This is a genomic window from Microbacterium sp. TWP3-1-2b2, from assembly GCF_049896145.1.
In the GTDB taxonomy this organism is placed as follows: domain Bacteria; phylum Actinomycetota; class Actinomycetes; order Actinomycetales; family Microbacteriaceae; genus Microbacterium.
Map to the genome: position 1 here is coordinate 1689097 of NZ_JAFCTS010000001.1, position 18621 is coordinate 1707717.

General features: G+C 67.1%; 20 protein-coding genes. 6 read left to right on the forward strand and 14 right to left on the reverse strand.

The genetic code is table 11. The features are described from left to right. Nucleotides 1-129 precede the first annotated feature (129 nt). The 5 genes from ACP7AR_RS08355 to groES form a co-directional block, all read right to left on the reverse strand. A complete protein-coding gene (locus tag ACP7AR_RS08355; RefSeq protein WP_426184641.1) occupies nt 130-1764 on the reverse strand; it encodes a dynamin family protein in 1635 nt (544 codons plus the stop codon). Further along, nucleotides 1761-3656 carry a dynamin family protein gene (locus tag ACP7AR_RS08360; protein WP_426187694.1) on the reverse strand — a complete coding sequence of 632 codons (1896 nt, stop codon included), beginning with the start codon at nt 3654-3656 and terminating at the stop codon, nt 1761-1763. Before ACP7AR_RS08360 ends, ACP7AR_RS08355 begins: the two co-directional genes overlap by 4 nt. Nucleotides 3657-3734: 78 nt before the next feature. Beyond that, the gene (locus ACP7AR_RS08365) at nt 3735-3977 is read right to left on the reverse strand and encodes a hypothetical protein (RefSeq protein WP_426184643.1); all 243 of its coding nucleotides are present in this window, start codon (nt 3975-3977) and stop codon (nt 3735-3737) included. 81 nt (nt 3978-4058) lie between these two features. Continuing rightward, on the reverse strand, nt 4059-5291 hold the full coding sequence (locus tag ACP7AR_RS08370) for a hypothetical protein (protein WP_426184645.1): 1233 nt from the start codon (nt 5289-5291) through the stop codon (nt 4059-4061). Between the two features lie 226 nt (nt 5292-5517). Continuing rightward, on the reverse strand, nt 5518-5814 hold the full coding sequence (groES, locus tag ACP7AR_RS08375) for a co-chaperone GroES (RefSeq protein WP_033104978.1): 297 nt from the start codon (nt 5812-5814) through the stop codon (nt 5518-5520). A 137-nt stretch (nt 5815-5951) separates the two neighbouring features. On the opposite strand from groES, the gene ACP7AR_RS08380 reads away from it, so the two are divergent. Continuing rightward, nucleotides 5952-7211 carry a class I SAM-dependent methyltransferase gene (locus tag ACP7AR_RS08380; RefSeq protein WP_426184647.1) on the forward strand — a complete coding sequence of 420 codons (1260 nt, stop codon included), beginning with the start codon at nt 5952-5954 and terminating at the stop codon, nt 7209-7211. 3 nt (nt 7212-7214) lie between these two features. Here the strand turns inward: ACP7AR_RS08380 and ACP7AR_RS08385 are convergent, their stop codons facing one another. The 9 genes from ACP7AR_RS08385 to ACP7AR_RS08425 are packed head-to-tail and all read right to left on the reverse strand — an operon-like array spanning nt 7215 to nt 14409. Next, nucleotides 7215-8405, reverse strand: coding sequence for a hypothetical protein (locus ACP7AR_RS08385; protein ID WP_426184649.1), 1191 nt, complete (start codon nt 8403-8405; stop codon nt 7215-7217). A 59-nt stretch (nt 8406-8464) separates the two neighbouring features. Continuing rightward, nucleotides 8465-8959: a hypothetical protein gene (locus ACP7AR_RS08390; protein WP_426184651.1), complete on the reverse strand. Its 495-nt coding sequence runs from the start codon at nt 8957-8959 to the stop codon at nt 8465-8467. After that, nucleotides 8956-10032 (reverse strand): tRNA (adenosine(37)-N6)-threonylcarbamoyltransferase complex transferase subunit TsaD, encoded by a 1077-nt coding sequence (gene tsaD / locus ACP7AR_RS08395; protein WP_426184653.1) that lies wholly within the window; start codon nt 10030-10032, stop codon nt 8956-8958. Before tsaD ends, ACP7AR_RS08390 begins: the two co-directional genes overlap by 4 nt. After that, nucleotides 10029-10529, reverse strand: a complete 501-nt coding sequence (gene rimI / locus ACP7AR_RS08400) for a ribosomal protein S18-alanine N-acetyltransferase (protein WP_426184655.1) — start codon at nt 10527-10529, stop codon at nt 10029-10031. Before rimI ends, tsaD begins: the two co-directional genes overlap by 4 nt. Continuing rightward, nucleotides 10526-11146 (reverse strand): tRNA (adenosine(37)-N6)-threonylcarbamoyltransferase complex dimerization subunit type 1 TsaB, encoded by a 621-nt coding sequence (gene tsaB / locus ACP7AR_RS08405; protein ID WP_426184657.1) that lies wholly within the window; start codon nt 11144-11146, stop codon nt 10526-10528. Before tsaB ends, rimI begins: the two co-directional genes overlap by 4 nt. Before the next feature lie 40 nt (nt 11147-11186). Further along, the gene (locus ACP7AR_RS08410) at nt 11187-11558 is read right to left on the reverse strand and encodes a flagellar assembly protein FliW (protein ID WP_426184659.1); all 372 of its coding nucleotides are present in this window, start codon (nt 11556-11558) and stop codon (nt 11187-11189) included. Next, nucleotides 11555-12424, reverse strand: coding sequence for a flagellar hook-associated protein FlgL (gene flgL, locus ACP7AR_RS08415; RefSeq protein WP_426184661.1), 870 nt, complete (start codon nt 12422-12424; stop codon nt 11555-11557). The genes ACP7AR_RS08410 and flgL overlap by 4 nt, the downstream gene beginning before the upstream one ends. 25 nt (nt 12425-12449) lie before the next feature. Beyond that, on the reverse strand, nt 12450-13859 hold the full coding sequence (gene flgK, locus ACP7AR_RS08420; RefSeq protein WP_426184663.1) for a flagellar hook-associated protein FlgK: 1410 nt from the start codon (nt 13857-13859) through the stop codon (nt 12450-12452). Between the two features lie 13 nt (nt 13860-13872). Further along, nucleotides 13873-14409 (reverse strand): flagellar protein FlgN, encoded by a 537-nt coding sequence (locus ACP7AR_RS08425; protein ID WP_426184665.1) that lies wholly within the window; start codon nt 14407-14409, stop codon nt 13873-13875. Between the two features lie 176 nt (nt 14410-14585). Between ACP7AR_RS08425 and ACP7AR_RS08430 the strand changes: the two genes are divergently transcribed. The 5 genes from ACP7AR_RS08430 (at nt 14586) to ACP7AR_RS08450 (ending at nt 18473) form a co-directional block, all read left to right on the forward strand. Next, nucleotides 14586-15398 (forward strand): sigma-70 family RNA polymerase sigma factor, encoded by an 813-nt coding sequence (locus tag ACP7AR_RS08430; protein WP_426184667.1) that lies wholly within the window; start codon nt 14586-14588, stop codon nt 15396-15398. A gap of 107 nt (nt 15399-15505) precedes the next feature. Continuing rightward, nucleotides 15506-16351 (forward strand): flagellin, encoded by an 846-nt coding sequence (locus ACP7AR_RS08435; RefSeq protein ID WP_426184669.1) that lies wholly within the window; start codon nt 15506-15508, stop codon nt 16349-16351. A 79-nt stretch (nt 16352-16430) separates the two neighbouring features. Beyond that, nucleotides 16431-17816, forward strand: coding sequence for a flagellar filament capping protein FliD (gene fliD / locus ACP7AR_RS08440; protein ID WP_426184671.1), 1386 nt, complete (start codon nt 16431-16433; stop codon nt 17814-17816). 1 nt (nt 17817) lies between these two features. After that, the gene (gene fliS, locus ACP7AR_RS08445; RefSeq protein WP_426184673.1) at nt 17818-18210 is read left to right on the forward strand and encodes a flagellar export chaperone FliS; all 393 of its coding nucleotides are present in this window, start codon (nt 17818-17820) and stop codon (nt 18208-18210) included. Next, entirely contained in the window at nt 18207-18473 is a 267-nt protein-coding gene (locus ACP7AR_RS08450) for a hypothetical protein (RefSeq protein WP_426184675.1), read from the forward strand. The genes fliS and ACP7AR_RS08450 overlap by 4 nt, the downstream gene beginning before the upstream one ends. Nucleotides 18474-18621 lie beyond the last annotated feature (148 nt).

Sequence of the window (18621 nt, forward strand, 5' to 3'; positions counted from 1 at the left end):
GTGTTCGGCTCCCTCGTCGGCATCCTGCTCACCCAGATCACCCTGCTCGTGTCCTTCACGAGCAGGCGACCGAACGTGCGTTGGTGGCAGCTCGGCACCCTCGCGCTGCTCGCCGTGGTGGTGACGTTGTCACCCGAGTGGGTCGCCCTCGGCGCCCACGGAGCGCAGTTCCAGACGGCGATCGCGGCGCAGGCGGGGCTCGTCGTGCTGGCGCTGCTGTGCAGCATCCTGCCGCGCGCCATCCGCTGGTCCGCTCGCCGTGTCGACGTCCGCCGCGGTCTGCCCCAGGGTGCCGGCAGCGCCGACCTCTGAGGCGATCTGCTCAAGGCTGCGGATCACGACTCGGCAGACGTCGAGCGTCGCGCGACCGGTCAGCGGGGATTCGCTCAGCCGACGCCAGTATCCGATCCGTTCGGCTGCAGCGGTGCGGAGCGCATCGGCATCGGCGTGCGGCGGCAGACCCAGTCGTGCCTGAGCGGCCGCGCCCTCTGCGCCGACTATCCGTTCCGCCTCCACGGCGTCGTCGCCTTCCAGCGGCAGCCCCTTCGATCGCGCATCCGCGAGCAGGGCGAGCTCGCGCAGCGTGTGCGCGGCGAGCATGAACCGCTCGATCCCGGCACGGATCGCCTCCGACCCCGCGCGCGGATGCTCACGGGCGATGCGTTCGAGCTGCAGGACGACCCCTCGTGCCTTCAGCGTCGCGGCCCGAGGCTGGAACTCCGCGGAGATGAACTCCTGGATCTCCAGCAGTCCGCTCTGCTGCACGAGCTCCTCAGAGAGCTCCGACGAGCTGGCGGCGCCGGCGCGGATGATGGCGGTCGCCATCCGGACGCCGAAGATCCCGAAGCGGGCCAGCAGGTCGCGGCGCACGGTGACGCTGAGGCCCGTGGCGTCCGTCTCGCGCAGGAACCGATCGGCCGAGACGACCAGCCGCTCGCGTACGTCGCGGTCGAGGCCTGCGAGTTCACGGAATGCGATGTACTCGCTCTCGCGCAGAGTCCGCGCCCCCTCGGCGAGGAGCCCGGCGATCGGGATGACACCGAGGGTGAGCGAAGCGAGCTCAGGGTCGCGCTGATAGCGGTATGCGACGCGGCGGGCCGACAGCAGCGAGTCGATGCGGCCGGAGCCCACCTCGTCCGACCTCGAGAGCACGCCCACCGCGCACACCGTCTGCGCGGCCCCGGCGGCGTTGTCGTGAAATGCCTCGAGGAACTTCACGTCCGAGCCGTGCAGATGGCGCAGCAGATAAACGACCGCATCCGCGGCGGAGGGCGCATCTTCGGGCGTGAGGAATCGCACTGCCCTCATCGAGGTGTCCTCGGAGAGTGACGCGATGCCCGGGGTGTCGATCAGAATCACCGACTTCAGCGCCTGCAGCGGCCAGCCGACGTCGATCCACTCGATCTCCTCGGCCGGCAGGCCGCCGAGGTCGATCACGAGCAGGCCGTGCTCGCGGCGGATCGGCATTCGCCGCGGTTCACCCCTACGCGGGTGCAGAGTGATCGTGGGGGTCGGCGAGAAGCGGTACCAGGTCACCACCCTGGTGCACTCGCCGGTGTCGGTCGGCGCGATCCGCTCGCCGAGCATCGCGTTCAGCAGAGTGGACTTCCCCGCCTTCACCATCCCCGCCAGCGCCAGCCGCAGTGGTTCGTGCAGCCGCGTGTCGAGCTGGCCGATGATCTCCAGAAGAGCCGGATCATCGGCGTAGAGCTCACGTGCCGTGCGCAGGACATCCTCGGCGATGTCGGTGATGGATGCCGTCATGCTCGAGAGCCTCCCCGGTCGAGCGGCGACAGCACGCCGACCGGCGAACGATCGAGCGCCGGGACGTTCTGGGTCGGGAGCGGCTCCAGTGCGGGTATCGCGCTGCGCAGCTCATCGAGCTTCGCGATCCGGCTCTGCAGTGCCTTGACCCGGCTGTCTCGGTTCGCGGTGAAGGCAGTCGCCGCCTGCTTCGCGGTCGTGAGCGCCTCTGAGAGTGAGCGGTGCAGTTCTTCGGCCATCGAACCGAAATGGTCCCGGGCGGTCCGCTGCACGAGGCGAAGCCGGTCCTTGAGCTGCTTGCCGACCTGGAATGTCACTTCATCGATGTGACGGCGCACGATGAGCTTCGCCTCCTGCTGGCGGCGCGACAGCCGGGCGCTCATGTCCTCGCGGAATGCGCGTCGACCAACGAGCACGCCTGCGAGCAGCGAGAGCGGGTTGATGAGAGACAGCCCGATCAGGCCAGTGGCGAGGCCCACCATGAGCACGCCCCCGTAGGATCCGCGGATGCCGATGTAGATCTTCTCTCCGGCGCTGAGCTGGCCGGAATCGAGCCCGGCGATCTCTTCCACGGGGTCGAGCACGCCCTGGGTGTCGCTCACATCGATCACGGGGAGCGCCGTCTCCCCTCTGCTGAACAGGTCGGCGACCTCCTCGGACAGCCACCTGGATCGCTCGTCGGTCCACACGAAAGTCTCGGCGACGGCCGCGGCGATGCGCTGATCGAGCCACTCGGTGATCTGGTCCCAGATCGGACCGGGGTCACCCTCGTCGATGGACTTCTCCGCTTCGCGCATCACCCTGCGCAGGCGATCACGGACGTCGTGCTCCATGTCGGCGACGAGGTCGGCGATGCCGTCGGTGAGTGTCACCTGCCAGCGCGCAGAGCGCCCGCGGAACTCGTCGGCGCTCGCCTTGGCCGCCTCGAGCTCGGCGATCATGCGAGGGGTGTCCTCGGGGTTCTGCAGGGCATTCAGCTCGGTGCGCATCGACATCGTGAGCTGGTCGATGACCGAGAGCAGGTCGTGCACCGCTCCGCGCTCGTGGATGGCCTCGGCGCGGCCGAGCACCTCGCGTCGCAGGTGCGCGACGAGCGCAGGGAAGCCGGATTCGTCGTTCAGGCTGCGGTCCTGCAGTTCGGCGGCGAGCAGTCTGAGGTCGCTGGAGACCGCGAAGATGGGCACGTCGCCGGTCTCGAGCAGGTGTCCGCGGTCGATGTCCTCGACCTCGCGCCACTGCGGATAGAGGTCGGTTTTGGCGAGCACCGCCGCGACGTTCGGCGAGATCCGCATGGCATGCCGCAGGAACTGCACTTCAGGCTCGGTGTATTCCTGTGACGCATCCGACACCACGAGAACGGCGTGCGCGGAGGCCAGCGCCGCCAACGTGGTCAGCGCGTTGGTCGATTCGAAGCCGCCGACGCCAGGCGAGTCGACCAGCTGCAGCCCGCCCTTGAGGATCTCGCGCGGCAGGAGAACCTCGGCCGAGACGATGCCACGCTCGTTGCCCGGGTTGCCGCGCTCGGAGACGTAGTCGGCGAGCTCATCCAGAGGAATCTCGCGGCGCACCGTGGCCGGGCGTCGCGGATCGGATGCGGCATCCTTCGCGAGTTCGACGATCCACGCCGATGGCTGCGGTGCATAGCCGACGACTGTCGGCACACTCGTGGCGACGTCGTCGTCGACGGGGCATGCCGGCGCATTCACGAGCGCGTTGATGAGCTTGCTCTTGCCCTGTTTGAACTCGCCGACCACGATGACGCGAACCCCGGGGTCCAGCAGTCGATCATGGGTCTGCTCGAGACGCTCGGAAAGATCCGCCCGGCCAGCCGACGCGGCGAGCGCGCCGACCTCACGGACGGCGTGTGCGACTGCCTGCCCCGCGGTTCGCATATCCGGCACGTGACCCCCGTGTGTCGTCCAGAGCTGCCGGGGTGGTGCACCACCCCTGCTCTCCCCAGTTGTTCGGGATCAGACGAGGAAGTCCGGTCCCAGCGTCCCTCCATCGACATCGGGTGCGGCGCCCGGGTCATCTCCCCAGATGACTTCGGGATCCACCTCCCAGTCGGAGGAGTTCACGTTCTCTATCTCCGCGGTGAAGCTGTTCGCCCCTGCCAGGTCGGCATCCACCGCGGCATCCGGCCAGAGGATCCCGTCGAAGGCGTCGTGGCCGGCCGGCAGCTCTGCCGGTTCGCCGCTCGCTTCGTCGGACATGTCAGACCTTCGGATCGGATGCTTCGCAGTGTAGTGCTCTGCCCAGCCACCTTCCAGAGGCAACCGGGCAGAGCCTGTGCCTCAGAAGGCGACGTCGTTCATGTCCCCGGTGGGACTGCCGACGTTGATGTCGTCGACTGCGACGTCGACGTTCAGCGACTCATCGGTCACCGAGCTGTCCTGGAACGAGTCGTTGACCGACCACGTGTCGGAGTTGTCGGTCAACGAGTTGTCCTGGAACGAGTCGTTCACGGACCAGTTGTCCGAGAAATCGGTCATCGAGTTGTCGGAGTTGTCCGAGTTGTCGGAGTTGTCCGTCACCGAGTTGTCCGAGTTGTCGGTCATCGAGTTGTCCTGGAACGAGTCGTTGATCGACCAGTTGTCGGAGAAGTCCTCGTTGAACGAATCGGTGTAGGTCTCGTTGCCGATCGCCACATCGCCCACCGTGATGTTGGTGCTGATGTTGTGGATCGCGCCGTCGCCTCCAGCCGCGACGGATCCATCACCGGATGCCGTGACGCTGCTGTTCGCGAAGACCTGGTTGACGTCGCCGCCAGTGGTGTCGCCGCCCGATGGAACGCCGCCTCCGTAGCCCAGACCGGCCAGGCCCGCAGAGCCTGCTGCACCCGCACCGCTGGCTGCGGTCGAGATGTTCTGGTTCACCGACTGGTCGTTCAGAGTCGCCCGTGCGTCGATCGTGAGATTACCGCCGGTCGCTCCGGCCATACCGGCCGCTCCGCTGAGGTTCAGGTCGTTGAATCCGGCGTTGAACTGGCGGGTGCCGACGCTGATCGAGTGGTCGTTCAGAGTCGTGTTGCCCGAGTCGTTCACCGAATTGTTCTGGAACGAGTCGTTGATCGAGTTGTCGGAGTTGTCCGAGTTGTCGGAGTGATCCGAGTTGTCGGTCCACGAGTTGTCCTGGAAGGAATCGTTGACCTGGAACGAGTCGTTGATCGAGTTGTCGGAGTCGTCCGAGTTGTCGCTGTTGTCCGAGTTGTCGCTGTTGTCCGAGTTGTCGCTGTTGTCGGAGTTGTCGCTGTTGTCGGAGTTGTCGCTGTTGTCGGTCGAGTTGTCCGAGTTGTCGGAGTTGTCATCCGTCGAGTTGTCGCTGTTGTCCGAGTTGTCGGAATTGTCCGAGTTGTCGCTGTTGTCCGAGTTGTCGGAGTTGTCCGTCCACGAGTTGTCGGAATTGTCGGAGTTGTCGGAGTTGTCCGTCGTCGAGTTGTCGCTGTTGTCCGTGTTGCCGTTGCCGACATCCTCGACGCCCAGATTCCACTGAGCACCGAGCAAGTTGTCGTTGTCCTGCACAGCCATGATGTGTCCCCTTTTTCGTCAGTGTGCCGAGTGGCGCGTGATCTGAGTCTGGAACTCACGCGCTCGGGCGGCATCGGGGAGCAACCCGAGGCTCTACGGGGATCTGTCGGGGATGCCGGGGGTTTCGGCGGGGGACGGTAGGGGGCGCCGGGGACGCGAGAAGGCCCGGATGCCGTAGCATACGGGCCTTCTCGTGAACTGCGCGTTCGCTGCGCTTGTCGAAGCGTCAGCGAACGACGACTGCGAGAACGTCGCGAGCCGAGAGCACCAGGTACTCGTCGGCGCCGAACTTGATCTCGGTTCCGCCGTACTTGCTGTACAGGACGCGGTCGCCGACGGAGACGTCGAGCGGAACGCGGTTGCCGTTGTCGTCGATGCGGCCGGGGCCCACGGCCACGACCTCGCCCTCCTGGGGCTTCTCCTTGGCGGTGTCGGGGATGACCAGTCCACTAGCGGTGGTCTGCTCTGCCTCGACCTGCTGGATGACGATGCGGTCCTCGAGCGGCTTGATGGAAACCGACACGGTCTACCTCTTCTTTCTTGACGCTGACACGAAAGACTTGTTCGCACTCTCAACCCGAGAGTGCTAATCACAAGTGTAGGGCGTCGGCTGGCACTCATGCAATGCGAGTGCCAGTTTCGGCCGCGTAGGCTGATCCCGTGGAGATGTCCGAGCTGACCGCGCTGCTCACCCCCGAGGGCCTTCGGCTGCTCGATGAGGTCGGCACGATCGCTTCTGCGGCTGAGGTCGCCGCTGCGGTCTCGAAGCTGCGGGCTGCGGGCCACTCCCCAGATCTCGTCTCCGCTGTCGTCGGGCAGGCTCACCTGCGCACGAAGGCCGTGCCGAAGTTCGGCGGCTTCGCCGAGCGGATGCTGTTCACCAGAGCAGGCGTCGAACAGGCCACGCGCCTCGGCGTCGCGGCCCGTCACGCCGGCCGCATGCGCCGCGCAGGCATCGAACGCGTGGCCGACCTCGGCTGCGGAATCGGCGGAGACTCCCTCGCGTTCGCCGGCGCAGGGCTCAGCGTCACGGCGGTGGATGCCGACGAGGTCACAGCAGCGATCGCGGCGTACAACCTCGCCCCGTTCGGCGAAGATGCCACCGTGCAGCACGGCACGGCCGAGGACTTCGTGAGCGCCAACTTCGGAGATGTGCAGCAGCCTCGGAGCCTTCCCGCAGATTCGTCCGAGGTTGCTGTACATCTCCGAGATACACGCACGGCGATCTGGCTCGACCCCGCACGCCGCACCTCGGGTCACAGCGAGACGCGGCGGGTCACGGCATCCGACTACTCGCCCTCACTCGACTGGGCGTTCGCGCTCGCCGCGCGGCAGCCCACCGGCATCAAGCTCGGACCCGGCCACGATCGCGACAGCCTTCCGGCAGACGCCGAAGCGCAGTGGGTCAGCGCGGACGGCAGCGTCGTCGAGCTCGTGCTCTGGTCGGGCGCGCTGGCGCGCGAGGGCGTGCGGCGTGCGGCGCTGGTGATCCGCGGCGAGGAGTCGCACGAGCTCACCGCAGGGGCGGATGCCGAGGATGCAGAGGTTCGCGAGCTCGGAGCCTTCCTGCACGAACCCGACGGTGCCGTGATCCGTGCACGGCTGATCGGCGATGTCGCACGGAGCATCGACGCGGGGATGCTGGATGAGAAGATCGCCTATCTCACAGGGGACGCCGCGCTGACGACCCCGTTCGTGCAGTCGTTCCGCGTACGCGAGGTGATGGCCGCCAACCCGAAGGCGATCAGCCAGGTGCTGCGCGCGAACGACATCGGAACCATCGAGATCAAGAAGCGCGGCATGGACATCGATCCCGCAGCGTTCCGGAAGAAGCTGAGCCTGAAGGGCTCACAGACCGCGACACTGATCCTCACGCGCGTCGGCGACCGGAGGATGGCGATCCTGGCCGACCGCGTGTGACGCTCAGCCGCCGGTCTCGCCGGTCTCGCCGTCACTCACGAGGTCGTCGAACATCGGATCGTCGAAAGTGAACTCGATCGGATCGCCGGTCTCGGGGTCGACCTCGGCTTTCACAGCTTCCGGGTGGCGGATGATCGTGAGCTGAGGACCACGCATCTCGGACTGGCGTACGACATACTCCGTCGGGATGCCGTCGACGATCACAGCGAGCGTGAGATTGACATCAGACTGGGTATTGTCGGCACACGCTTCGATCGGGCCTCCGTCTACTGCAGCGATGACGCAGAATTCGCTGCTCGCCCAATTGCTCCACACCACGGTGTCACCGTCGTACCCGAGGATGCTGAGCGTGCTGCCCTCGTAACCGGCTGCTTCGACTTCGCGCAGCTGCGCGAGCTCCGACTCGCTGTACTGCGATTCCCAATCGACCCTGCTCTGGTCCCAGACCTGGATGAAGGGCACCAGCTCGCCCGTCGCCGTGGGGATGAGTCCGGCGACGAGCTGATGCCCGGCCTTGTCCTCCCCCTCCGGCACCGTCGCGGAGGCGTTCGGCCAGACCGAGGCATCCAACTGCTCGGACCCTATGCACCCGTGACCGATCGTCTTGTCCGGCCCGGTGACGATCACGCACACCTCGTCGCCATCTGAACGCTCCGCGCGCCAGACGACGACACCGTACTGCTCTGCCACCGGGATGACCGTCCCAGCGTCGAAGTCCTCGCTCGCTTCGATCTCCGTGCGCTGATCGGCGTGAGCAGCGGCAAGTGCGAACGAATGGGCGTCCCAGCCCCAGATCCCCCAACCGATGCCGAGACCGATCGCGAGGATCGCGGCGGATGCCGCCGCGATGACCGGCCAGCGGCGGCGGGCAGTCGGCCCCGCTGACGGACCGGACGCTTCGACGGGCTCGGCGGCCGGCAACTCCGTCGCCTCTGAGTCGCCCCCTCGCCTTGTCGACGCGCCCGCTGTCTCTGTCGAATCGCCCGCTGGCCCTGTCGAAGGGTCAGGCGCTTCAGCCTCGAACGATTCGACTGTCTCGGCGAGCGGGGTCGCCGAGGGCTCGATGACTTCTGGGTGCCGAGTCCGCTCCAACTCACGCAGCCGCGCCAGCTCGGCTGCGGACAGCACGCCGTCGCGGCCGTACGCCTTGGCCTGCAGCATCCGCAGCTCTGCGGATTCAGATTCGTTCAGCATCCGTTCGATCATCTCACTCGTCGCAGGCGCACGGCAGCATCGGCAGCGACGGAATCCCGCTACCCCAGATTCTCGAACTGCATTCCGGCCCAGATGAGCCAGCCCAGGCTGTAGATCGTCGCGGCGATGCCGAGGATCAGCGCCCACAGGGCGACCTCGCGATTCTCGACCGGGCGCCGCAGCGACATGATCGCCGCGACAACAGCGACGATCGCGAGCGGGATCCCCCAGCCGACGAAGCACGATGCGCACAACGCGACGATCGCCGCCAGCAGGGCCCATGGCGCGAGGCGGGTGTTGTCCTCGGCTCCGGTGTCGTCGTTCGGGGCCCACTGCACCGCCGGCATCCCCGCGGTGTCCGCAGGTCCGCTGGCGACGACGGGCTCGACCCCGACAGGGCCAGTGGGCATCTTCGTATAGCTGTCCCGTGGCGCACCAGGCACCCGGGTCGCGCCGACGGGTCGTTCGACCTCGGCGGAGGGCTCTTCCATGGTCGGCTGATCCGACGCCGTGGCCTGCGGGCCGGGGTTGCTCATGTCGCGCTTGTCGCTCATGCGGCCTCCTCCGTCGGCGATTCGGCGATCTGAATCTCCGTGACGGGCAGCGTGGAGTCGGCGCCGAACGCGAGCGTCGACGGGCGGCGGCCAGAACTGATCAGCTCAGCGGCGAGCGCGGCGATCATCGCCCCGTTGTCGGTGCAGAGCGACAGCGGCGGGATGCGCACGGTCACTCCGGCAGCCTCAGCCCGTTCGATCGCGACATCGCGCAGTCGCCGGTTCGCGATCACTCCACCGCCGAGCAGCAGACGCGGCACGCCGAGGTCGGCACAGGCGGCGAGCGCCTTGGTGACGAGCACATCGACGACGGCCTCGCGGAAGCTCGCCGCGACATCCGCGACTGGCACCTGCTCACCGGCGGCCTCGCACCGCTCGACCCAGCGGGCCACGGCGGTCTTGAGTCCGGAGAACGAGAAGTCGTAGCGGTGCTTCTCCATGTCCGATGCCCGCGACAGTCCGCGGGGGAACCGGATCGCATTCGGGTCTCCGCCCTGGGCCGCACGGTCGATCTCCGGGCCGCCGGGATACGGCAGAGAGAGCAGGCGGGCGACCTTGTCGAAGGCCTCTCCTGCCGCGTCGTCCATGGTCTCGCCGAGCAGCTCGACATCGGTGGTGAGGTCGCGCACGTGCAGCAGTGACGTGTGCCCACCGGAGACCAGCAGCGCGATCGTCGGATACTCGAGGGGTTCGGATTGGGGTGTCACGATGTCGGCGGCGATGTGCCCGACGAGATGGTTCACGGCGTACAGCGGTTTTCCGAGCGAGACCGCGAGGCCTTTCGCCGCACCGACGCCGACCATGAGTGCACCGGCGAGACCGGGGCCGCTGGTGACGGCGACGGCGTCGAGATCCTCCAGCCGCACCTGCGCCTCGGTGAGCGCCGCCTCGATCGACGGCTGCAGCGCTTCGAGGTGTGCGCGGGCTGCGACTTCGGGAATGACGCCGCCGTAGCGGGCGTGCTCGTCCATGCTCGAAGCGATCGTGTTCGACAGCAGCGTGCGCCCGCGGACGATGCCGATGCCGGTCTCGTCGCAGCTCGTCTCGATGCCGAGGACCAGGGGTTCGCTCATGCTGTGGCTTCCTTCGTGGCGGCATTCCTGACTTCAGCATCCCGCACCCACCGACGCAGGTCGAGCTTCATCACGATCGCATCGACGCCGTCAGGCTGGTAGTAGCGCGGACGACGGGCGAGTTCCTCGAACCCCTCCGAGATGTACAGCCCCTCCGCACCGGGGTTGTCGGCGCGTACCTCGAGGAACACCTCACGTGCCCCGCGAGCGGATGCTTCGGCGAGCAGAGTCCGCAGCAGCGCGCGTCCGCGGCCCTCTCCACGGCGTGCGTCGAGAAGAGCGATCGTCTGTATGTCGGCATCCGCGTTCCCGCGTATGGAGCGGAGCCCGGCGTAGCCGATGACCTGACCGTCCTCTTCGTCGACGAGATAGTGGCTGTACTCGGTCACGAGCTCTGCGGCCATCGACTCGGCGCTCCACGCGTCGGTCGGGAATGAGGCGTTCTCGATCGCCATGATCGCGTCGAGGTCGCCCGGTGTGGCGAGGCGGATGCTCACAGGCCCACCCGCTTCGGTGCGCCGGGGACGGTGACGTCGGGCTGGCGAAGGTAGAGGGGTTCGGCGCCGGCGAGCTCTCGCCCCGCGTGCGCGGCGCGGATACCGACTCGAGCGAGGGCGGCAGCATCGAGGGTCGAGACCTCTCGCACGTCGAGGCCGTCGAGGTAGGCCTCGGCTCCGGTGCGCGGCACGAGAACCGTGTCGGATGTCAGGTGCGGGATGCCGTCGGCATCGAGCCCGCGGAACACGCTGATGGCCACTTCTCGGCGACGAGCATCCGTGACGATCGAGAAAGTGCCCACGTCAGGGTTCTCCTCGAGAACGCTGAGGGCTGCGCCGAAGTGGCTGGGTACGGCGATCACCGAGATGCGGCGACCCAGCGCGAACGCGCGGGCGGTGGCTATGCCGATCCGCAGTCCGGTGAAAGGTCCTGGACCCATGCCCGCGACGGCGTGCGTGATCTCGTCGCCTGCGTCGGTCAGTGCGCGCTGCAGCAGAGAGCCGATGACCTCGGCGTGCCCGAGTGGGTCGGGACTGGACGCATCGGCGCGTCGACGCCCATCGGCGTCGACGATCGCGATGGCCGTACCCAGGGAGGTGTCGACAGCGAGAATCACCTCTCCAGGGTAGTCGGCGTCTTGAGTCCCGGCTGGTGTTTCAGGAGAGGGGCGCTCGCAGGGGATAGTCCTGGCCGTCGAGGATGACCTGCAGGGCAGCACCTGTGCCGCGATTGACCACGACGGGGGCGAGCAGATTCACGCTGACACCGTCTGCGGACGGGTGGGCGACCACGAGCAGGAGCGCGTCATCCGGTGATTGGAGTTCGAGCGTCGCCGTCTGTTCATCGGTGAGCGTGGGCGCGTACTCCTGCAGCACCGTCTGCGGATCGACGAGGTACAGACGCAGTGCGTCGTCCTCGACTGCGCGCATGGTGAACAGACCGTCCGAGCCTTCGACAGGGGCCAACGCGAAATCGACGTGCGGCGCGAGCCCTGGGGGCGGCGCGACGAAGCTCAGCGCGACACTCACTGGAGGAAGTCCATGAGCGAGGGCTGGAGAACCCTCGCATTCACTGCCAGCGATGAGCGGTAGACGAGCTCCTGCGCCTGCAGTCGGACGAGAACCTCCACAGAGTCGACGTCCTCCACGGCGGCCCGACGGGACTCGAGCGAAACCGAATTCTGCACGGCCGCCTCCTTGGCGCGTTCGATCTGTGACTGGCGGGTACCGACCGCCCCTTGGGCACTGAGCATAGCGGTCAGTCGATCGTCGATCTCACCGAGCCGCGGCCCCACGTTCGTTCCCGAGCGCAGGTCGGCGACGATCGTGTCGATCAGGGCGAAGACTGAGTCTCCCCCGGTGCCGAACACCTCTGCACCGTCGGTGTCGACGCGAACCGATGCGCTGTCCGAGATGCGGCGCGTGACCTCTGCACCAGGCGTCCCGCTGAAGCTGTAATCCACAGCGAATGCCGCGGTGTTCGAGGTACCGGCGAACACCGAACGACCGAGCAGCCGGGTGTTCGCCTTCGCGAGCAGCTCATCGCGGATGCCCTCGAGCTCCACCGCGATCGCCTCTTTGGCTGTGGCATCCATCGCACCGTCGTTGGCGCCCCGCACGGTGAGATCACGCGCCCGACCGAGAAGTGCGGTGCTGGCGGCGATCGCGCTGTCGGCGGTCGTCACCCACGCCATGCCGTCGTCGACGTTGCGCGCGTACTGCTCGTTGCGTCGCTGCTCGGCGTGCAGGTCCAACGCGGCAGCGGCCGCGGCGGGGTCGTCGGAAGGCGCACTGAAGGCGCGCTGCGACGTCGCCTGCTGCTGCAGCCGGGCGAGTTCCGTGAGGTTGGCCTGCAGATGGCGCATCGCCGTCTGCGTCATGGCGGGTGCGGTCACGCGAGAGATCATGATGGTCCTTGCTTCAGCGTCCGACGAGACCCATGCGGTTGATCAGCACGTCGAGGGCTTCATCGACGGCAGTCATCACACGGGCCGCGGCCTGGTAGGCGGTCTGGTAGGTGAGCAGGTTGATGGTCTCCTCGTCGCCGTCGACGGCGGCCACCGACTGCTGGGCCGCTGCGGCGGTGACGGCGGCTGTCTCGGACACCCGCGCTCTCTGGATGTCGGCCGCGGTGCTGACACCGAGGCTCGACACCTGGGCCGACCAGATCGCGTCCGGCGACGTGGTGCCCCGTCCGATCTGCGAGATGGCGTCGGCGTTGCTCGCATCCAACGAACCTGCTCCTGGCGCAGCCAGAGCCAGATCTGCGGCCGACTGCGCCACGACGCTCAGTCCGAGTGCGGCAGGTCCGGTACCAGACACCGCGAAGAAGTCGCCTCCCGGCTGCCCGGAGGCGGTCACTCCTGCACGGTGCTGGGCGTTGACAGCATCCGCGAGGGCTGTCGCCACGGTGTTGTAGGTCGACGCGAGCTGCGCGAGCATCCCTCCCTCACCGGCAGGTGCCAGTACCGCGAGGTTTCCTCCGAGCTCACCGCCGACGATCGCTACCGGGATGTCAGGTGCCGCGGCCCAGGTGACGGACATTCGCTGACCGGAATCGATCGACGTCGGGCCGTTCAATGTCAGGTGGCGCGCATCTGTGCCGGCGACGAGGGCGTTGCCGTCGACGCGCACGGTGAGCGTGCCGTCCGCCTCGATGTTCGCTCTGGCGCCGGCGAGGCGTGACACGTTCTGGGCGAGCACGCTGCGCTGATCGATGAGTTCGTTGGCGGAGCGGCCCGATGCTAGGGCATCGCGGATCTCACGATTGAGAACGGCGATCTGGTCGGCCGCACCATTGATCTGCGAGACGGTGCGGTCGGCCGAGGCGCGAGCACCCGACCATTGCGCAGAGACGGCTCGGTATCCGCCCGAGATGTGCGCTGCGAGCTCTGCGGCGGATTCGAGCACGACGGATGCGGCAGCGCCGGAATCCGGAGTGTTCCCGAGATCCTGCCAACCCGACCAGAACTGCGTCAGGCGCGCGGAGAGCCCGTCGGAGGTCGGTTCAGCCAGTGACGCCTCGAGAGTCGTCGCCACGACAGCGCGCGTCGACCAGAACCCGGAGGCCGAGAGCGTGTCTCGCACACGGGCGTCGAGCAGGGCATCGCCGAGGCGCGCGACACCGTCGATCGAGACGCCGTGCCCTGGCACCGCGCCAGTGCTGAAGAGGCCGATCTGTGCCATGGCGGGGATGGAAGAGGTGGTGACGCGCTGGCGGGTGTACCCCTCTGTGGTCTGATTGGCGATGTTCTGCCCGACCACATCCATTCCGCGGCGCGCCGCGGCCAGACCGCTCGCGGCCGTGTTCAATCCGCTGAAAGTCGACATCGTCTCTGTCCCGTCACATCTCGGTGTCGACGATGCGCGCTGAGTCATCCCGAGCGCGGTCGCCAGTGGTCGTGTACTCGCCTGTGTCGAAGCCGAGCGCGGCGATCGTCTCCTGCGTCGCACGCAGCACGCTTCCGAGCTGCTCGGCATTCGTGTCACGCAGTTGCGCGATCTCGGACGTCAGCTGGGTGAGCACGTGCAGATGCTCGGTGAAGACGTCTCGCCATGCTCCCTCGGGCGCATGCTGCATCAGTTCTCTGAGCGTCGCCCCGTCGACGGCTCCCCATTCCTCGGCGACGTCGGCGACCTCGACTGCACGCGCCAGAGTCGTCGCGCGCAACCGCTCGAGCACCTGTTCGATCTCGCGTGACGCATACTGAATCCAGCGCGATTTTCCGGCGACCAGCAGCAGCTGCTGCTCGTCGAGCTTGAACAGCAGCATTTCCAGCAGTTCACGCTCTCGCCACAACTGCATCGACAGTTCGTTGGCTCCCATTGTCTTGATCTCTCCCCAGCTTCCCCAGCGGTACGTCGAATGAATTTTGTTCATCAACTGTCGAAATTTTCGATTCATGTAGTTCTATCGACCGACGCGCCTCTAAGGTTACTATGTGGATTACTGATGGGTAGTACTCCCCATGGACATATCGCTTCGAAGGTGGTATGGCCTTCTACTCATCAAAAGCGGAGCGGCATCGCGCTCTCAAGAGAGGTGGACAAGGCCCCATGTCGTCGCGCGCCGAGCGCAATCGCCTCGTTGAAGACAATCTCCCCCTTGTCGGATACCTCGCCTCCGAGACTCATGCTCGGGCAACGCACATCCCCCGCGAAGAACTCGCTGCGGTGGGCGCGCTTGCCCTTGTCACGGCGGCCGACGCATTCGACCCGACGCTCGGCGTTCCCTTCGGCGCCTACGCCCGCCGCCGCATCCTCGGAGCATTCGCCGACGAGATGCGCGCGATGGACTGGGCCTCGCGCGGTATCCGCAAACGCATCAAAGAGACCACGGCCGTCCGCGAAACCCTGACAGCTGGTCTGGGCCGGACCGCGACGGTCACCGAGATCGCCACTGCGATGGCCGTTCCCAAGGATGTCGTGGCCGAGGCTCTGGCCGATGGAGCACGCACCGTCGTCACCCTGGAGGATCCCTCAGCGCACGACCTGCCCGCCAGCATCCCGCTCCCCGAAGAATCCGCCATGGTGAGCGAACGCCGTGATGTGCTCGAGCACGCCGTCGCCGCACTGCCGGAGCGCATGCGCCTCATCGTGCAGGCCGTGTACTTGGAAGAGCGGCCTGTGAAGGACATCGCCGAGGAACTCGGTGTCTCGCACTCCGCGGTGTCGCAGCAGCGCTCTCAAGCCGTGCGTCTGCTGCGCGACGCTCTGGACAAGTATTTCGCAGAGGATGAGGAGCCGGCTCCGGTCGCCCGGGTCTCGGTGGGCGTCCGTGAGGCGTTCTTCGCGCGGATCGCCGAAACAGGCAGCAGCCGCCTGGCGAGTGTCTTCCGCGAATCTTCCGCGGCATCGGCACTGGCCTGAGCGAACACTTGCATCATCGCGGCTAACGAGCGCGCGCACTCCGCCGATAGGTGTGAACGGAGCCCACGGATGGGCTTCGCTTCAACCCAATCACGGAGGAACACACCATGGGTATGCAGATCAACACCAACGTGTCGGCGCTCAACGCCTACCGCAACCTGTCCAACACGCAGAACGACCTGTCGAAGTCCCTGGAGAAGCTGTCCAGCGGTCTTCGCATCAACCGCGCGGCGGACGACGCAGCCGGTCTGGCGATCTCCGAGGGCCTGCGTTCGCAGGTCAACGGTCTGAACGTCGCGGCCCGCAACGCCCAGGACGGCGTCTCGGTCATCCAGACCGCTGAAGGCGCCCTGACCGAGGTCCACTCCATCCTGCAGCGCGTGCGTGACCTCGCTGTGCAGGCCGGTAACGACTCGAACAACGCCGACTCGCGCACAGCGATCCAGACCGAGGTCGACCAGCTGACCTCGGAGCTGACTCGCATCAGCACGTCGACGAACTTCAACGGGATCGACCTGCTCACCGGTGCGACCGCCGGTGTCGGAGGCAGTCTGACCTTCCAGGTCGGTGCCGGCGGTGTCGCTGCCAACGACCAGATCGTCGTCGACCTGACCGGTGCGGACGTGGGAGCTGTGGCGACTGCGGTCGGTGCGCTGACCTTCGACTCGGCTGCGAACGCAGCTGCGGCGATCACTGCGATCGACACGCAGATCACGAGCGTCTCCAGCGCCCGTGCGGAGCTGGGTGCCGCGCAGAACCGCTTCGAGTCGACGATCAACTCGCTCAACGTGTCGGCAGAGAACCTGTCGGCTGCAGAGAGCCGCATCCGCGACACCGACATGGCGGCCGAGATGGTCAAGTACACCGCTGCGAACATCCTGTCGCAGGCCGGTACCGCGATGCTCGCTCAGGCGAACCAGTCGACGCAGGGCGTTCTTCAGCTCCTGCGTTGATTCGCGCGCTGGTTCCGGGTGGGCGACCGACCGTGGCCCACCCGGGGCCGGCTTCCCCTCCTGATCTGGAAAGGCAACCATGGGAATCGCACTCGACGGCCTGGTCTCGGGCTTGAAGACCACAGAGCTCATCAACGCGCTCATGGATGTGCACGCCATTCCCCGCAACCTGATGAGCGCGAAGGCTGATGACAAGAAGCTCATCATCTCGCAGCTGCAGACGCTGAACACCTCGATCCAGGATCTCGCCGCCAAGGCGAAGGCGGCCGCGGCCGGCGACAGCATCGACCGATTCGCCGCGACGTCGTCGTCGAAGAACGTCACCGTCGTGCTCCGACCCGGTGCCACTGCCGTCACCGCCGACATCGTCGTCGACCGCGTCGCGCAGAAGCACACCGTCGTCACCGCAGCATCCGCCGAATGGCCCGATGCTCCCCCGACCCTCACGCTCGAGAACGCCGCCGGTGAGCGCGTCCAAGTCACCGCAGCGTCCTCCTCCATGACCGATGTCGCCCGGGCCATCAACGGTGCCGGATTCGGCATTTCTGCCAGCGTCGTCGCCGCAGGCACAGATGCCGACGGCAACCCGGTGCAGCGGCTGCAGCTCATCGCCGCCGAGTCCGGTGAGGACAGCGCCTTCCGCGTGCTCCGCGGAGACATCGCGGCCGCCGAGGCCGGCACCGCCGCCGACGTCGTCGACGCTCCTGGTGCGGGCCTCGTCGCGACAGGCACCGACGCGCAGGTGCGTCTGTGGGCCGGCACAGCGGCCGAGCAGGTCATCACATCTTCCGAGAACACGTTCACCGACCTGTTCACCGGGGTCGATGTCACCGTCACTGCGGCCTCGACCGACGCGGTCACCGTGGGCATCACGGTCGACGATGCCGCCCGTACGACGGCGGCCGCCGACTTCGTCAAGCAGCTCGCGTCGATCCTCACCCGCATCGACAACGGGTCGAAGGCAACGGTCGGCGGAGGAGCCGACGACACCACTACCCTCGGAGTCTTCACCGGCGACAGCACAGTGCGGGCACTGCGGCAGTCGCTGGCAGAGGCGATCCAGCATCCGATCGACGGAGTCTCCCCCTCGAGCATCGGCATCTCGATCGACCGCTACGGTGTGCTCACGATCGACGAGAAGAAGTTCGCTGCGGCACTCGCAGATGACCCGGCCGCCGTCACCGGAATGTTCACCGGGGTGGCAGCGCGCGTACAGCAGACGGCCGAGATGTACTCCGACAAGTACGACGGGCTGCTCACCGCGCGCATCACCGGGCAGCAGAGCGAGGTCGACGTGCTCGGCAAGCAGATGGAGCGCTGGGACGTGCGGCTGGAACAGCGCAGGGCGACCCTCGAGCGCACCTACGCACGGCTGGAGACGATGCTCTCTCAGATGCAGTCGCAGTCGCAGTACCTGACATCGCAGCTGGCGAGCCTGCCGAGCTTCGACTCCGGGTCGCGATGACATGAACGCCAACGCCGTACTCCGCGCGCAGCAGCGCTACCGCGACGACGCCGTGCTCTCAGCGACCCCGGAGCGCCTGCTCACGATGCTCTACGACCGGCTGCTGCTCGACATCCAACGCGGGGAGGCCGCTCAGCGCGGTGGCGACTGGGTCGAGGCGAACGCGCAGTTGCAGCATGCGCAGGCCATCGTCGCGGAACTGACATCGTCACTGTCGAACGAGTGGGCCGGCAGCGCGGGACTCCGCGCACTGTACACATTCCTCACACAGACCCTCATCGGCGCGAACATCGGGCGCGACCCTGAGCGCACGCACGCATGCCATGAGCTCGTCGCCCCGCTGCGCGAGGCGTGGCACGGTGCCGCCGCGGCGGTCGCGGAGGTCAAGGCATGAGCGATGCGGCCTGGGTGTCCCTGCTGGACCGATTCGAGCGCGATCTCGACGACGCGTCCGAGATACTCCAGCAGTGGACGGCGCCGGCGGCTCCGCTCCCTCCTGAGCTCGCAGACCGCGCCCGCCGCCTGCTACGGCTCCAGCAGGAGCGGATCGCGCGCACGCGTGCGGAGCTCGACGACGTGCGCGGCCAGCTCGACGCACTGCGCCGCGTTCCCGCCGCGCGCCCGGACGTCCCGGCGTACCTCGACGTCGACGGCTGAGACGTCGACGGTGTGGGCGACGCGGGTTCGGGCATCCTGAGAGCGCTCCTAACGAACCCGTCAGAGCGGCCGATAGAGCATTCAGAGCAGGGAGCGCTCGACTGACTCGGCCATGGATCGGCCGCACCACCCATCGACGGGAAACGGG

What these genes read in the sequence shown, in the direction of transcription:
- ACP7AR_RS08355 (WP_426184641.1), bottom strand. Translation starts at nt 1,764, where the DNA reads ATGACGGCATCCATCACCGACATCGCCGAGGATGTCCTGCGCACGGCA.
- ACP7AR_RS08360 (WP_426187694.1), bottom strand. Translation starts at nt 3,656, where the DNA reads ATGCGAACCGCGGGGCAGGCAGTCGCACACGCCGTCCGTGAGGTCGGC.
- ACP7AR_RS08365 (WP_426184643.1), bottom strand. Translation starts at nt 3,977, where the DNA reads ATGTCCGACGAAGCGAGCGGCGAACCGGCAGAGCTGCCGGCCGGCCAC.
- ACP7AR_RS08370 (WP_426184645.1), bottom strand. Translation starts at nt 5,291, where the DNA reads ATGGCTGTGCAGGACAACGACAACTTGCTCGGTGCTCAGTGGAATCTG.
- ACP7AR_RS08385 (WP_426184649.1), bottom strand. Translation starts at nt 8,405, where the DNA reads ATGCTGAACGAATCTGAATCCGCAGAGCTGCGGATGCTGCAGGCCAAG.
- ACP7AR_RS08390 (WP_426184651.1), bottom strand. Translation starts at nt 8,959, where the DNA reads ATGAGCGACAAGCGCGACATGAGCAACCCCGGCCCGCAGGCCACGGCG.
- tsaD (WP_426184653.1), bottom strand. Translation starts at nt 10,032, where the DNA reads ATGAGCGAACCCCTGGTCCTCGGCATCGAGACGAGCTGCGACGAGACC.
- flgK (WP_426184663.1), bottom strand. Translation starts at nt 13,859, where the DNA reads ATGTCGACTTTCAGCGGATTGAACACGGCCGCGAGCGGTCTGGCCGCG.
- ACP7AR_RS08425 (WP_426184665.1), bottom strand. Translation starts at nt 14,409, where the DNA reads ATGAACAAAATTCATTCGACGTACCGCTGGGGAAGCTGGGGAGAGATC.
- ACP7AR_RS08430 (WP_426184667.1), top strand. Translation starts at nt 14,586, where the DNA reads ATGTCGTCGCGCGCCGAGCGCAATCGCCTCGTTGAAGACAATCTCCCC.
- ACP7AR_RS08435 (WP_426184669.1), top strand. Translation starts at nt 15,506, where the DNA reads ATGGGTATGCAGATCAACACCAACGTGTCGGCGCTCAACGCCTACCGC.
- fliD (WP_426184671.1), top strand. Translation starts at nt 16,431, where the DNA reads ATGGGAATCGCACTCGACGGCCTGGTCTCGGGCTTGAAGACCACAGAG.
- fliS (WP_426184673.1), top strand. Translation starts at nt 17,818, where the DNA reads ATGAACGCCAACGCCGTACTCCGCGCGCAGCAGCGCTACCGCGACGAC.
- ACP7AR_RS08450 (WP_426184675.1), top strand. Translation starts at nt 18,207, where the DNA reads ATGAGCGATGCGGCCTGGGTGTCCCTGCTGGACCGATTCGAGCGCGAT.